At 68.1% G+C, this 14,471-nt stretch carries 14 protein-coding genes; 11 read left to right on the top strand and 3 right to left on the bottom strand.

Annotation, left to right across the window (positions count from 1 at the left end; genetic code table 11):
* The first annotated feature begins 27 nt into the window (after positions 1-27).
* Both NAG42_RS18835 and NAG42_RS18830 read left to right on the top strand, forming a co-directional pair.
* A complete protein-coding gene (locus NAG42_RS18835; protein ID WP_250031675.1) occupies positions 28-1,248 on the top strand; it encodes an acyltransferase family protein in 1,221 nt (406 codons plus the stop codon).
* Positions 1,235-2,245 carry an SGNH hydrolase domain-containing protein gene (locus NAG42_RS18830; protein WP_250031674.1) on the top strand — a complete coding sequence of 337 codons (1,011 nt, stop codon included), beginning with the start codon at positions 1,235-1,237 and terminating at the stop codon, positions 2,243-2,245. The genes NAG42_RS18835 and NAG42_RS18830 overlap by 14 nt, the downstream gene beginning before the upstream one ends.
* Here the strand turns inward: NAG42_RS18830 and NAG42_RS18825 are convergent.
* The 3 genes from NAG42_RS18825 to NAG42_RS18815 are packed head-to-tail and all read right to left on the bottom strand — an operon-like array spanning position 2,223 to position 3,750.
* Positions 2,223-2,693, bottom strand: a complete 471-nt coding sequence (locus tag NAG42_RS18825; RefSeq protein ID WP_250031673.1) for a DUF3618 domain-containing protein — start codon at positions 2,691-2,693, stop codon at positions 2,223-2,225. The genes NAG42_RS18830 and NAG42_RS18825 overlap by 23 nt on opposite strands.
* Positions 2,690-3,100, bottom strand: coding sequence for a phage holin family protein (locus NAG42_RS18820; protein ID WP_250031672.1), 411 nt, complete (start codon positions 3,098-3,100; stop codon positions 2,690-2,692). The genes NAG42_RS18825 and NAG42_RS18820 overlap by 4 nt, the downstream gene beginning before the upstream one ends.
* Positions 3,101-3,150: 50 nt before the next feature.
* Positions 3,151-3,750, bottom strand: a complete 600-nt coding sequence (locus tag NAG42_RS18815; RefSeq protein WP_250031671.1) for a DNA mismatch repair protein MutL — start codon at positions 3,748-3,750, stop codon at positions 3,151-3,153.
* A 36-nt stretch (positions 3,751-3,786) separates the two neighbouring features.
* Here NAG42_RS18815 and NAG42_RS18810 point away from each other — a divergent pair, with 36 nt between their 5' ends.
* The 9 genes from NAG42_RS18810 (at position 3,787) to NAG42_RS18770 (ending at position 14,451) form a co-directional block, all read left to right on the top strand.
* Positions 3,787-4,473 (top strand): response regulator transcription factor, encoded by a 687-nt coding sequence (locus tag NAG42_RS18810; protein WP_250031670.1) that lies wholly within the window; start codon positions 3,787-3,789, stop codon positions 4,471-4,473.
* Positions 4,470-5,771: a HAMP domain-containing protein gene (locus NAG42_RS18805; protein ID WP_250031669.1), complete on the top strand. Its 1,302-nt coding sequence runs from the start codon at positions 4,470-4,472 to the stop codon at positions 5,769-5,771. Before NAG42_RS18810 ends, NAG42_RS18805 begins: the two co-directional genes overlap by 4 nt.
* An 89-nt stretch (positions 5,772-5,860) precedes the next feature.
* Positions 5,861-6,667 carry a lytic polysaccharide monooxygenase gene (locus NAG42_RS18800; RefSeq protein WP_250031668.1) on the top strand — a complete coding sequence of 269 codons (807 nt, stop codon included), beginning with the start codon at positions 5,861-5,863 and terminating at the stop codon, positions 6,665-6,667.
* Positions 6,652-7,266, top strand: coding sequence for a DUF305 domain-containing protein (locus NAG42_RS18795; RefSeq protein WP_250031667.1), 615 nt, complete (start codon positions 6,652-6,654; stop codon positions 7,264-7,266). Before NAG42_RS18800 ends, NAG42_RS18795 begins: the two co-directional genes overlap by 16 nt.
* A gap of 227 nt (positions 7,267-7,493) precedes the next feature.
* Positions 7,494-10,055: a Z1 domain-containing protein gene (locus NAG42_RS18790; RefSeq protein ID WP_250031666.1), complete on the top strand. Its 2,562-nt coding sequence runs from the start codon at positions 7,494-7,496 to the stop codon at positions 10,053-10,055.
* A complete protein-coding gene (locus NAG42_RS18785; protein ID WP_250031665.1) occupies positions 10,052-11,038 on the top strand; it encodes a PD-(D/E)XK motif protein in 987 nt (328 codons plus the stop codon). The genes NAG42_RS18790 and NAG42_RS18785 overlap by 4 nt, the downstream gene beginning before the upstream one ends.
* Positions 11,035-12,882 carry a hypothetical protein gene (locus tag NAG42_RS18780; RefSeq protein ID WP_250031664.1) on the top strand — a complete coding sequence of 616 codons (1,848 nt, stop codon included), beginning with the start codon at positions 11,035-11,037 and terminating at the stop codon, positions 12,880-12,882. The genes NAG42_RS18785 and NAG42_RS18780 overlap by 4 nt, the downstream gene beginning before the upstream one ends.
* Entirely contained in the window at positions 12,872-13,762 is an 891-nt protein-coding gene (locus NAG42_RS18775) for a hypothetical protein (RefSeq protein WP_250031663.1), read from the top strand. The genes NAG42_RS18780 and NAG42_RS18775 overlap by 11 nt, the downstream gene beginning before the upstream one ends.
* Positions 13,759-14,451 (top strand): DUF6339 family protein, encoded by a 693-nt coding sequence (locus NAG42_RS18770; protein WP_250031662.1) that lies wholly within the window; start codon positions 13,759-13,761, stop codon positions 14,449-14,451. The genes NAG42_RS18775 and NAG42_RS18770 overlap by 4 nt, the downstream gene beginning before the upstream one ends.
* Positions 14,452-14,471: the final 20 nt, after the last annotated feature.

Raw genomic sequence — 14,471 nt, 5'->3', positions numbered from 1 at the left:
GCTTTTCGACGCTTTAGCGTGTGCGCGATGACAGAGACGACAACCGGCGTACGCCATCCGGCGGCCCCCGCGGCGGCCGGATCGGCGATGCGGTTCCGGCCCGACATCGAGGGCCTGCGCGCGGTCGCGGTGGTCCTGGTCGTCCTCTTCCACGCCGGTGTTCCCGGCCTGGCCGGCGGGTACGTCGGCGTGGACGTCTTCTTCGTCGTCTCCGGCTTCCTGATCACCTCGCTGATGCTGCGCGAGATCCGCAGGACCGGCGGCCTGTCCCTGATCGAGTTCTACTCCCGGCGGGCCCGGCGGATCCTGCCCGCGGCCGCCGTCGTGCTCGTGTCGACACTGCTGGCGAGCTACCACTGGCTCGGCTTCCTGCGCGGCGACGAGATCGCCGGGGACGTCGTCTGGTCGGCGTTGTTCAGCGCCAACCACCGCTTCGCGGCCGGCGGCGTCGACTATCTGGCCTCGCAGGATGCGGTGTCGCCGGTGCAGCACTTCTGGTCGCTCGCCGTCGAGGAGCAGTTCTACCTCGTCTGGCCGATCGCCATCGCGCTGCTGCTCTGGCTCGGGTTCCGCTGGGCCATCGGCTACTGGCTGGCCGCCGCCGTGGCCGCGTCCCTCGCGTACTCGATCTGGCAGACCGGCACCTGGGCCTACTTCTCGCCCGTGACGCGCGCGTGGGAGCTGGGCGCGGGGTGCCTGCTGGCGCTGGTCGCGACGCGGCTCGACCGGATCCCCGGCCGGATCGCCACCGCGATGGCCGGCACCGGGCTGGCCCTGATCGTGGTGGCCGCGCTCACCTTCGACGACAGCACGCCGTTCCCGGGATACGCCGCCCTGCTGCCCGTGCTGGCCACGGTGCTGGTGCTGGCCGGGCGGGGTGACTCGGTGCTCGGCCGGTGGCCGCTGGTCCGGCTCGGTCGCGTGTCGTTCTCGTTCTATCTGTGGCACTGGCCGGTGCTGGTGATCGCCGAGCAGGCGTACGGCGAACCGCTGCCCGCCACCACCCGGGCGCTGCTCGTCCTGGCCTCCCTCGGGCTCGCCGTCATCACCTACTTCGGCATCGAGGAACCGGTCCGGCGCAGCCGCAGCCTGCGCGGCTCGCCGGTGCTCACCCTGTCGCTGGCCGCCTGGCTGATCGTCGCGCCGCTGGTGGTGGCCCGGTGGCAGACGTCCACCTCGCCCGCGGCCGGCACCGGGAGCGGCAGCGAGTATCAACCCCGACTAGGAGCGCCGCATGGCCCGCCGTGAGTCCACCCGTACGTCGCGGACGGTGCCGATGATGGCGCTGCTCGGAGTCATCGCCGGGTGCACCGCGTCCGTCCCGCCGCCCCCGCGTGCCGTCGCGCCGCCCGCCCCGCGGATCGGCCTGACCGAGGTCGTCACCGCCGTCCGCCAGGCGACCGTCCAGGGCGCCCTGCCCGCCGATCTGACCCCGTCGCTGGCCACCACCGCCGAGGACCTCGGTTTCGACAACGAGACGTGCGAGGCGGGGCCGAAGGCCGTCCAGGTCGAGCCGTGCGTCTTCGGTGACCGGGCCAGCGCCATCGACGTGGTGCTCTACGGCGACTCGCACGCCGGGATGTGGCTGCCGGCGTTGTCCGCAATCGCCGAGCGGCGCGACTGGCGGCTGCAGTTCTTCGGCAAACCGGCCTGCCCGGCGCTGGCCATCACGTTCTGGAACCAGCAGGAGCAGCGCCCCTTCACCGAATGCGACCGGTTCCGCGAGTTCGTGGCCGGCCGGGTAGCGGCGATCAAGCCGGAGCTGGTGATCGTGACCAACGAGAGCTTCTCGCAGAAGCACGGCCGGGCGCAGCTCATCACGTCGAGCGAGTGGCGGACCGGTCTCACCGAGACCCTGCGCACGCTGCGCCGCTTCGCCGGCCAGGTGGTGGTGCTGGGCAACACCCCGGTGCTCGACCAGAGCGCCCCCGAGTGCCTTGCCGCTCACCCGGACGACATCAAGGCCTGCACCACATCACGGGCGGACGCCACCGCCCGCCTGTGGAACGACGCCGAGGCCGATGCGGCGGAGGCCACCGGTACGGGGTACATCTCGGTCCTGCCGTGGTTGTGCACGGCGGTGTGCACCCCGGTGATCGGCAACGTCACGGTCTACCGCAACCGGTTCCACTTGACCGCGACATACGCCCGGATGCTGAACGGCGTCCTGGAGGAAGCACTTCTCGAGCACTTCCCGCAGGACGCCGTTCCAGCGCTGGTTTCTAGCGTCGGCGACGCCGGATGAGAGTGATCGCGGCGACGACCGCCGCGGCTCCCGCCGCCATGGCCGCGATCGGCATCGGCCGACGGGTCTTCGCGCGGCCGGCCGCCTCGTGCCGGCCCGGCTCGGACCCGCCCAGCAGCGTGTCCTTGTGCTCGGCGGCGGCCTCGGTGACCCGGGCCGTGGTCTGAGCGGTCACCTGCTTGACCTGCTCGGTCTTTTCCACGGCGGCCTGCTTGACCTGCTCGGTCTTCTCGGCCGCGGCCTGCTTGGCGTGGGCCGCCTTTTCGGCCGCGGTCTGCTTGATCTGCCCGGTCTTCTCCGCGGCGGCCTGCTTCTTGTCGGCCACCGCGTTCTTGACCTGGGCCTTCACGTCCGCCTTGGCAGCCAGGGCCGACGCCGTCTCGGCCAGTTCGGCGCGGGTCTCGGCGATCTCCGCGCGGACCTCGTCGGCCGACCTCGTGTCACTCATGCGTGCCGTCCCTCCTGGATCGCGGCCTTCACGGCCTCCACGTCACGCTTGCCGCTCGCCATGGCCTCCTCGGGCTCCGGCGGCACGGCCTTCTTGACCTGGTTCTTGCCGATCAGCGCGGCCACCCCGGCCACGGCGAACAGCACCACGGTCACGATCAGGGCAGCCGCCCAGACCGGCATGACCAGGGCCAGCAGCGCCCCGATCGTCACGAACAGAGCGCCTAGCCCGTACAGGGCGATAACGCCGGCCCCGCCGAGCAGCCCGGCTCCGGCTCCGGCGCGCTTGCCTTTCTCGACCATCTCGATGCGGGCGAGCGTCAGCTCGTCCCGGACCAGCGTCGACACCTGCTCGCTCAGCTGGCTGACCAGCTGGCCGACGGGCTGCTGGTCGGTGTGCGTCGTCATCAGTGAGCTCCCTTCCTCGGGTCTCACTTACCCGCCTGTCGGGCCGGTAATCAGGAACCCACCTCGCTCACCTGCACGAACGGACGATCGTTGAACCACGTCGCGTGGATGATGAAGCTGTGCTGGGTCTCGTTGAAGTAGACCGCCATGTTGTCCGGCGTGTCCTGGACCTTCTGCACCGACCAGCCGTCGGCCGGGGTCGCGGTCACCAGTGACACCACCGCGTCGGAGGTCATCCGGATGACCGCCTGACCGCCTTCGACCCGGAACGACCGTACGTAGGTCCGCTTGCCGTCGGCGGCGGTGGTCACCGTCCAGCCGTCCTCGGTCGTGGCCGGCGGCGTGGTGCCGGTCGCCGCCGGCGGTGGCTTGGGCGCGGTGGTCGTCGGTCGCGGTGATGGCGTCGTGGGCTTCGACGTCGTGACCGGTGGCTTCCGGGTGGCCGGCCGACTGCTGGGTGTCGCGGAGGTCGTCACGCTGGGCAACGGCGCGGGGAAGGTGCTCGACTCGGCCGCGGGCAACTGCGCGAGCGCGCTGTCCTCGGGCGAAGACGTGCGCAGAACCGGCAGCAGGGCCACCGAGGCCAGCACGATGCTCGACGCGGTGGCGGCACACCACCCCGCGATCGGTGCCCAACGGGAAGATCGCACGAGGACATCGTCTCATCTGCCCCTATGGTGTACGCCATGGCGATGATCCTGCTGGTCGAGGACGACCGCATCATCACGGCGGCGCTGTCCCGCGCGCTGACCGATGCCGGGCACGTCGTGCGACCGGTCGGCCGCGCCGCCGAGGCCCTCAAGATCGTCACCGACGAGCGGCCGGACCTGGTCATCCTCGATCTGGGGCTGCCCGACATCGACGGCACCGACGCGCTGCGGATGATGCGCTCGGTGTCCGACGTCCCGGTCATCGTGGCCACCGCGCGGCGCTCCGAGGCCGACATCATCAGCCTGCTCAGCGCGGGCGCCGACGACTACGTGACCAAGCCGTTCTCGGGCGGGCACATCCTGGCCCGCATCTCGGCCGTGCTGCGCCGGGCCCGGGCCACGACCACCGAGGCGCCGACCGCGATCACCGTGGGGGAGCTGGTCATCAGCCCGCGCCAGCGCCGCGCCGAGCTGCGGGGTGAGCCGCTGCAGCTGACCCGGCGCGAATTCGACGTGCTGGCCTATCTGGCCGAGCGGGTGGGCCAGGTGATCAGCCGGCGCGAGCTGATGAACGAGGTCTGGAACCAGGCCCGCATCGGCGAGGAGCAGACCATCGACGTGCACATCTCGTGGCTGCGTCGCAAGCTCGGGGAGACCGCCGCCCAGCCTCGGTTCCTGCACACCGTACGGGGGGTCGGGGTCATGATGGTCGATCCCCGATGAGATGGGCGCTCAACCGGCTGGCGCTCGCGATCACCTCGATGGTCGCGCTGGCTTTCCTCGTGCCGCTGGCTGTGGCCACCCGTCAGATCGCGTACGACCGGGCCGTCAGCGACGCCCGCCAGCAGGCCACCTCGCTGGTCACCGTGCTCGGCGTCGACGCCGACCCGACGCTGCTGACCAACGCGGTGGCGAGCACGACCGCGGGCAGTGAGAGCCGGCTCGCCGTGCACCTGCCCGGCGTGGCCGCGATCGGCGTCTCCCACACCTCGGACGCGCAGATCGCGGTCGCCGCCGAGGACCGGCGCTCGGCCCTGGCCCCGGTGACCGGCGGGCTGGTCTACCTGCAGCCCACGGTGCTGACCGACGGCCGTACGGTCGTGGTCGAGGTCTTCGTGCCCGACACCGAGCTCACCCGCGGCGTGTGGGCGGCCTGGTTCGTGCTCGGCGGGCTGGCCATCGTGCTGGTCGCGGGCTCGACACTGTTCGCCGACCGGCTCGGCAGCCGCCTCGTGCGCGCCACCCGCGAACTGGCCGGCTCGGCCCGGAAGCTGGGCGGCGGCGAGCTCGGCACCCGGGTCACCCCCGACGGCCCGACCGAGCTGCGCGACGCCGCGAACGCCTTCAACACGATGGCCGACGACCTCAAGAGCCTGCTCGACCGGGAACGCGAGCTGGCCGCCGACCTGTCGCACCGGTTGCGCACCCCGCTGACCGCCCTGCGGCTGGACGCCGAGGCGATGCCGCCCGGCCCGATCGGCGAGCGCATGCGCCAGGCCTGCGACCTGCTCGACGAGGAACTCGAGGCGATCATCAAGGGGGCCCGGCTCGGGGTGGCGGCGCGCGGCCGGGAGCAGACCGACCTGGTCGAGGTGCTGGCCGACCGGCTGGCGTTCTGGTCGGTGCTGGCCGAGGACCAGGAACGCCCGTGGGAGGTGGTGGGGGGCGACGAACCGGTGATGGTGCCGGTCCCGCGCAGCGAACTGATCGGCGTGGTCGACGCGATGCTGGGCAACGTCTTCTCGCACACCCCGGAACGCGTCGCCTTCCGGGTCAGCGTCTCGCCGGCCGGACTGCTCGTCGACGACGCCGGTCCGGGCATCGCCGACCCGGCCAAATCCGTCCAACGGGGAGTGAGCGGCGCCGGCTCGACCGGGCTCGGGCTCGACATCGTGCGCCGCGCGGCCGAGATGGTCGGCGGCGAGATGGTGATCGCCCGCAGCCCGCTGGGCGGCGCGCGGGTCGGCATCTATCTGCAAGCACCGGCTCGTCCGCGACGGGCCCGCCGTACGGTTTCATGATTGTTTTCGGGGCCTTTAAGGCTCCGTTATGGAAGCTCTCCGTAGCGTCGCCGCCGTAACTGCCGCGACGAGACAGTACGGAGACCCACATGCGCAGGAAGATCGCCTATCCCCTGATGGCCCTCGGAATCACAGCGGGCACAACATTGGCGGTCGCCTCACCGGCCTCGGCGCACGGATACGTGTCGTCACCCCCGAGCCGTCAGGCGCTGTGCGCGTCCGGTGCCGTGACCAACTGCGGTCAGATCCAGTTCGAGCCGCAGAGCGTCGAGGGCCCCAAGGGCCTCAAGTCGTGTGACGGTGGCGTCGCCGGCTTCTCGGTGCTGGCCGACGAGTCACGGGCCTGGCCGGCCAAGTCGGTCGGGTCGTCGGTGAACTTCAGCTGGGTGCTGACCGCCCGGCACAAGACGTCGACGTGGGACTACTTCATCGGCACCAGCAAGGTCGCCTCGTTCGACGACGGCGGCGCGCAGCCGGCCGCGGTGGTCAACCACACGATCGACCTGAGCAAGTTCCCCGGCCGGCAGAAAATCTTGGCCGTCTGGAACATCGCGGACACCGGGAACGCCTTCTACAACTGCGTCGACCTGAACGTGGGCGGTGGCGCGTCCGGTGGTAACCCGGCCCCCACCACGCCGCCGACCAAGGCTCCCACCACCCCGCCGACCAAGGCCCCCACCACGCCGCCGACTGCTGCGCCCACGACCGCGCCGCCGGCCGCCACCAAGCCGCCGGCCGCTCCCGTCGCCGGTGGCACCTGGGCCGCGGGCGCGACCTACAAGGCCGGTGACGTGGTGACCTTCAACGGCAAGAAGTTCCAGTGCCGCCAGGGCCACACGGCGATCAACAGCTGGGAGCCGTCGGTCTACACCCTCGCCCTGTGGCTCCCGCTGTGAAGCGCCGCCTGATCGCCGCGGCCATGCTGGCGCCGTTCATCCTCGGCGCGTGCGGCACCGCCAAAGAGCCCGCAGCCCCCGCGGCCGGCACCACGGTCGCCGCCGAGGCAGTAGCCCAGATCAAGGCCGGCGACGAACACAACGACACCGACGTGATGTTCCTGCAGATGCTGGCCTACCACCAGGAACAGGGCCTGCGGATGACCACCACGGCCATCAAGCGGGCGAAGAACCCCCAGCTCGCCACCTTGGCCCAGGCCATCCAGGCCACCGAGAAGGACGAGCTCGCCATGATGCGGACGTGGCTCGAGGACTGGGACGCACCCACCGAGGTCGACCAGGCCCCCAGCCTGCACGCCGACCACGGCGGCCTGCCCGGCACCGGCGAGGCCGAGATCAAGGCGTTGAGCAAGGTGAAGGCCGCCTCCTTCGACACGGCGTTCCTCAACCTCTTCCTGGCCCACCAACACCAGGCGATGGAGATGTCGAAGGTCGAACTGACCGGCGGCAAGAACAGCGAGGCGAAGAAGTTCGCCGAGCGGGTGCAGCAGTCCCGCCAGGGCGAGATCCAGCAGATGCTCCAACTCATGAACGGCTGACCGCGAACTCCGAAAAGGCGGCCTGGCGGGGCCGCCTTTTCGGCGTCCGGGCACCGATCACCCCGGCGCCGCCCGATGGATGCGACTCTGAAGTGGCCTCCGCCGATCGACCCATCCGTTGCCGATCTTTCGGCGAAGTATGCGGGCCGAGCGATCCGGCGATGCTGGGTCCGGTGGCCTCGTTCCTCGGCTAAGTTGCACCCTGAGTGCGACCTGAGGAGCAACTAGTGAGCTTGTACGTGGTCTTCGCCGATTGGGCCCGGAAGCACGGGGTCGAGGCGGCCGTATCCAGCTTCTCCGAATCGCTGGATCCGGTGATGGTCGAGCAGTTCGCCAAACAGTTCCTCGCCGACAAGGAGAAGGTGCAGGTCGGTGGCCCTCCCGTCATCACGGCGGGCTCCGAGGACTGGTACAGCGGACCGAACCGGGCGGACCGTTTCTGGCAGTCGCTCAAGACGCAGTTCATCGACGAGGACTGGCCTTCGGAGCGGATCGAGTCGGTCGACGTGGCCTCGAACACGGTGGTGGCGCACACTCCGAGGCCCGACAAGCCTCGGTGGGACTCCAAAGGACTCGTCGTCGGTTACGTGCAGAGCGGCAAGACCACGAACTTCACTGCTGTCGCGGCCAAGTTGGCGGACGTGGACTACCGGCTGGTCATTGTGCTTTCCGGTATCCACAACGGCCTCCGGCGACAGACGCAGGTCCGGCTCGACGAGTACCTGAAGGACCTGAACCCGGATCACTGGGTTCCCAAGACGACCGAGCAGAGAGACTTCGTCGTCCCACCCGAGTACGCCGGCGCGGTGCTCAATCCCGACAAGCCGGTACTCGTGGTGGTCAAGAAGAACGCCGCGGTTCTCCGCAAACTCGTTCAGTGGCTGGACACGTCGAGCGGACGCAAGGCGCTCGAGTCGGTCCCTGTGCTGGTGATCGACGACGAGGCGGATCAAGCTTCGGTCGCGACGGGGCGAATCAACCCGCTGATCCGCAAGTTGCTGGCGCTGATGCCGAAATGCACCTACATCGGATATACGGCGACGCCGTTCGCCAATGTGTTCATCGAGCCCACGACTCCGGACGACCTCTATCCGAAGTCCTTCATCCTCAATCTGCCGAGACCGGACGGATATTTCGGACCGGAGAAGATCTTCGGACGCTATGCCGTCGAGTGGGAGAGCTTGGAACCGGGCGACGGCCCGCCCGACGGCTACGACATGGTGCGAACAGTTTCGGAGGACGACGTCCCGCTGCTCCGGCCGGGAGGCAAGGAGTCAGCCGAAGGGTTCACTCCGACGATGATCGACGAGTTGGTGTCCGCCGTTCACTGGTTCTGGCTGGCCACCGCCGCTCGCCGAGCGCGGCGGGATGTCGGTCACAGCACCATGCTGATCCACACCTCGGTCAAGATCGCTGTGCACGAGAGCTACCGTGATCCCCTCCTGTTCTTGCGGAAGAAAGCCCTCGACGGCCTTGCCTCGGGCGGTCCGGAGGCGCTCAGCTCCTGGCGCAGGCTGTGGGAGGAGGAATCCGCGAAGGTGCCGTCGGAAGACTTCGGACGCGCCCAGAACACGTTCGACGAGGTCGTGACACACCTCGCGGACGTCATCGCCGACACCAAGGTTGTGCTCGACAACTTCCGGAGTGAGGACCGCCTGGATTATTCGGAGCCGTCGGTCGTGGCGATCGCTGTCGGTGGTAACACCCTGTCCCGCGGTCTGACGCTGGAGGGCCTCGTCGTCAGTTTCTTCGTTCGCGGTGCCACGGCCTACGACACTCTTCTCCAGATGGGCCGCTGGTTCGGTTATCGAACGGGCTACGAGGACCTGCCGCGGATCTGGATGACCCCGAGCCTTTCGGATGCCTTCCGACACCTCGCGACGGTCGAGCACGAGATGCGGGACGACATCGACCGCTACCAGCGGGAGAATTTGACCCCGACCCAGGTTGCCGTCCGGATCAAGACCCATCCCTCACTGCGGATCACCGCCAAGATGGGCGGTGCGCAGCCGGCGTACATCTCCTACGCCGGCCGGCGTCTGCAGACCCGATACTTCCATCACCGTGATGCCGATTGGTTGGACCGCAATCAGCAGGCGGCAGAGAACCTGGTGCAGGATGCGGTACTGCACGGCAACCTGGAGACGCTCAGCACGGCCCTGCTCATTCGGGATGTCCCGGTCAGCTTCATCAAGAACTTCCTGACGCAGTACCAGGTGCACGAGGACTCCACGGATCTCGATCCCAAGCTGATGACCAAATACATCGACAATCGACTCTCGGACAGTCGACCCAGCCTGGCGAGTTGGTCGGTCGCCGTCGTCGTCGGTGAAGGCAGGACGGCCGAACTGGGCGGCCTCGAGATCAAGTACGCCGTCCGCTCGCGTCTTGACGACGGAAATCCCGACCGCGCCGACATCAAGACGCTCATGAGCAAGCAGGACCGGGCTCTCGACCTTGACCTCTCTGTTTCCGAGGCCAGAGCGAAGAGCGAAGGAGATCTGGTCGCACTGCGCAACAGCGACCCGGTGAACCGTGATCGTGGCCTGCTCGTCCTCTATCTGATCGATCAGCTCAGTGAGCCGGCTCGGACGGATTCCACCGGGCGCACCACACTGAAGCGAAAGCCGTTGGACGCCATGGCTCCGGTCGTCGGTCTGGGGATCACCTTTCCGGGCGACGTGAACACCAAGACGATCAGAGCAAGCCATGTGTCGGTGGACCTCTCCGACGTCGAGAGCGTGAATCTCGACGAGGCGCTGGATGTCGACACCGAGGAACTCGTATGAGCGGCTTCGAGCCGTCCGAACTCGAGCGTGCATGGGCGGTTCTCAATCTGCCCCGCGCACAGGAGTTCGAGTCCTTCCCGCTTGCCTTGTCCTTCGCGGCACAGCCATGTCGGGTGGCTCTCGACCGTGCCGGCGTCCGGCACCTCCTCGTACCGGCCCTCGGTGAAGGCGTTCCGGTCGACCGGCGTCCGGCGGTTCTCGGCACCACCGTGCGGCGGCTTTCCTTCGGCGGTCCCCACATCGACTATCTCGATGTCTCATGCACCGAGCCCGACCTCTTCGGGGAGTTCGACGAAGTCCTGCGGGACGTGCTGCAGGAGATCGTCAGGGTGGATCGACCGGCGTCGACCGCTGTCCGCGTCGTGGCCCGCTGGAGGAACTTGTTCCGCAACCTGTTGGTCCGTGAATTGTCACCCCAGGCGAAGATGGGACTGTTCGGCGAGCTCACGGTCTTGAGCGAGCTGCTGCTCGCCGAGCGGGGTTTTCCCGTCGAGTCCTGGCGTGGACCGCTGAACGAACCGCACGACTTCGAAGCCGAGGGCGGCTGTATCGAAGTCAAAACGCTGGGCGCCCAGAGTGATGCCGTCACGATTCATGGTCTGGATCAGCTTGACACTCATGACGGCCGATCTCTCGACCTCGTGCTCCTGCGGGTCGTCGATGACCCGAACGGGCTCAGCCTGAATGATGTCGTGGTTCGGATCGAGGAGTCGGGGGCTGCCCGTGACTCTCTTCGGTCTCGACTTGCGGCGGCTCGTTGGCACCCGGACCCCGTCCGACCCGACCCGGACAGGTTCGCGGTGGAGGAGGTCCTGCGCGTTCGGGTCGACGGCTCCGTACCTCGCCTCGTGGGTTCCGATATCGTGAACGGCAGATCGCCTGACGGGATCACCGACGTCCGCTACAGCGTCGAGCTGGCCGCTCTCCTTCCTCACGCACACGGGGCGTCGCTGAGTGAGATCGCCTCGGAGCTGGTTCGATGACCGTGCGGTGGTGGTCGCAGCCGTTCGCGCCGGAGGGTTCGGCGGCGGCCGAGGGCATTGTCAAGCAGTTGGGTCGGCCTGCGTTGGATCCGCTGGCGGTCCTCGTCAGAGAGGCCGCGCAGAACAGCTGGGACGCACGTCTGCCGGGTGCCGTGGTCGATTTCGAGATCGACGTACGGATTTTGGGAACGCAGACGGAGTCGTGGCGACATTTGCTGCTCCCCGGACCCGCGGTGGCATCGAACGTCGAACTCGAAGGCGCGTTCCGGCCCGGGGCGATCGCCCTGGTGATCTCCGATCGGGATACGGTGGGGCTGGGTGGTCCACTCCGTGCCGGGATCAAGGCGCAGGGTGATGAGAAGGCAGACTTCGTCCAGTTCCTTCGCAACGTCGGTGAGCCCAGCGACCATGAGTTCGGCGGCGGCACCTACGGCTTCGGCAAAGGCATCTTCTACCGGATCAGTCGCGTCGGGGCCATCCTGGTGGACACCAACACCGAGGGCGAATCACGGCGAAGGCTGATGGGGGCCGCGCTGGGACACAGTTGGTACAGCGGCGATCGCCGTTTCACGGGCCGCCATTGGTGGGGTGAGGTGGGTCCGGACGACGTACCCGATCCGATCGTGGATGACGAGGCCGCCGCGTTCTCCAGGGCTTTGAACCTTCCAGGATTCGCGGACGGTCGGACCGGAACCGACATCGTCGTGCTCGCCGCTGACCTCGGCCTGACAGGTCACGACCAGGAGGCGCGCGAACGGAGTCCGCACGAAGCGGCTACCTATCTGACGTCGGCGATCCTGTGGAATCTCTGGCCCAAGATGGTTCCCGACGAGTCCGGAACGCACATGCGGTTCTTCGTCGGCGTCGACGGATCGCGGGTGCGTGTGCCCTCGCCCGAGACGCTGGAGGACTTCGCGCCGTTCGTGGAGGCTCTTCAGGAGATCCGCGCGGGCAGCGGCTCACAATTCGCCCGGACGGTTCCGCCCAAGGATGCGGGAGCTCTGGCGCTGTCACTTGCCGCGGCGGGTGGCGCGAGTGCCCGGCACATCGTGACCGCGGCTCGACCGTTCGACGGGCCCAGCAATCACGTCGCACGCATGCGGGTGGCGGAGTTGGTGGTCGACTACCTTCCTGGTCCGCCACATCCCGACAGCAGACTCTGCTACGGGGGTGTGTTCAGAGCGTCCGAGGACGCCGACGAGTTGTTCGCGTCGTCGGAGCCGCCGACCCATGACGACTGGGTCTCCAAAGGTTTGAGCGGAGCAGCCAGGGGTGTGGTCCAAGGGGCGCGAACATTCATTCTCAAGCAGATCGACGAGCGGTTCGGCATGGGGACGCAGGCGGGCGGATCCGGTGGCCAAGGTCTCGGGCAATTCGCCGCGCGTCTGGCAAGTGTCGTACCGGCCCGACTCACGGACACCCCGCCTGCCGGCGGTCGCCCGGGAACGAACGGCGGCGGTGGAAACGGTGGAGGCGGCGTAGGAGGAGGCCGGCCGGCACGAGGTGGCGCAGTTCGGTTGTCGGGACCGCCGTCACTCCGGTTCCATGACGGCCGGCCGTTCCTGGTGGCGACTGTTCACGCCCCGGCCTCGAGTGTTCGGCGCGTGGTGACCGCCGAGGTCGAGGTCGTCGTCGAGGGCGGCGGCAGAGAAGGTGAACCGCCCGCCGGAGCCCTCGTACCGCAGATCCTGCAATGGCAGTCGGTCAGCGACGCTGCCGTGGTTCAAGGTGCCGCCATCATGTTGTCCCCCGGACAGGCTTCCGACTGGTACGTACTGGCCACGTACGTGCCGGACGCAGTGGTCAGATTCAAGGTAGGCCAGGAGGTGACTGATGCCGGCTGATGTCAAGCCGTACCTCGTGCCGCTTCCCGAGACAGTCGTCTGGGAACCGTGGCACATCGAGACCGAGGAGGAGGGATGGACCGTGTTGCCGGACGAGATCGACGGCTGGGATCCCGGCACGGACCTCCGCCTTGCTCGTCGGGTTCGGGTGGACGCGAACCGTCTTCGCCACGAGACCGGCGTCGAACCGGCTGATGTGGTCGTCGCTTTCTCCTGGACCAGCTCGTCGACCGGCATGACCGAGGCGGGTAGCCCGGTTCCCCTGGGAGCGGACGGCATCGCTGTGCTCGATGCGCGGTTGGTCGGTGAACGTGTTTCAGGGACGCTCACCCTTCGGAGTGCACTCTGCCTGGCTAGGCGGCCGACCACCCTTCAACCCGGCGTTGCCTCGATCGCGGGATCGGTTCTGTGCGAGCAGATGCAGCGGGTGGCCCTTGAAAGTCAGTCCTCCATGTTCCCGATGCAGCAGATCGACTTTGCCGCGACTCGCCTCTCACCCGCGGCGAGCTGGCACCTCGAGAGCAGCACCGAACTGCTCGCGCCCTTCTTCGGTGCGTTCCGCGTCCTGATCAACACACAGGACAGGGAACTCTGCGCGGCTCTTATGCGTGGGGCCAAGGATCGGCGCCAGCAGGCATTGCTGGACGAACTCGAGGCCGGCGTGGCCGCATTGCTGTTGGAGATCGCTCTCAGCGTCCGGGAGGACCTGATCGAACGTGAGGATTGGCCACCGGACACCGTCGGTGACGTGCTGGACCGGACGCTGGAGATCTCCGGACTCGAACTGATCCCACCGTCCACCGGCCAGGACATTGCCGGCCTCCGTACTCGACTGTCCGGAGCCGTTCGACAGGCGGGCCGGGGGCGTACTTTCCGATGACAGAGCTCTGGCCACGTATTCCGCTGGTGGTCGCGGCCGCGCTCCACGCCGATCTGAAGGCCGGCAAGGTGCCGGTGAGGGCGACAACGCACCCTGACCAGTTGTGGGCTCCCGTCGGTGGACGGGTCTCTTCCCGGCAGATTCAGCTGTTCGTCGAGTCGATCGTCGAGGTGGCCCTCGCACATGGGTTTCCTGGTGCGGCGAATGCCGAGGCACGGGTGGCGTTCGATCGAGCGGCGGCACCTGTGGTCCGCCATCACATGGATCTGAGCTGGGCTGATGGGGGCAGCCGCGAGCTGTGGTCCTTCACCTCGTTGGTGGCACTGCCCGATGTCACCATGTGGCGGTTCGGCGTCGAGAACAAGGAGCGCTGGATAGCCAGCGATCTCACTCGGCACATGTGGGCCAGGCTCTGGTGGCAAGCCGTGGTGTTCGCCGGCCGTGATCACGTGCTGGCCGCTCTCTCCGAAAGCGACCTCAACCAACTGCTCGAACGACGAATCATCGGCGGTGACCCGCGGCTGGCCACGGCACTCGCGGTTGCTGTGGTCGCGGCACCGCCGGATGTCAACCATCGGTTGCTCATTCGTGAGGTCACCAAAATGGCTGCGGCGCTACCTGGCATTCGTCGATGCCCGAGCGTTGAGCGACACGCAGTTGGACGAGTTGTGCAGACAGCTTTGCACTGAGACAGCCCACCGGCTCCGGG

This window comes from Paractinoplanes maris, from assembly GCF_023544465.1.
Taxonomy (GTDB): Bacteria; Actinomycetota; Actinomycetes; order Mycobacteriales; family Micromonosporaceae; genus Actinoplanes; species Actinoplanes maris.
This window is presented reverse-complemented; position numbering and strand designations above follow the sequence as displayed.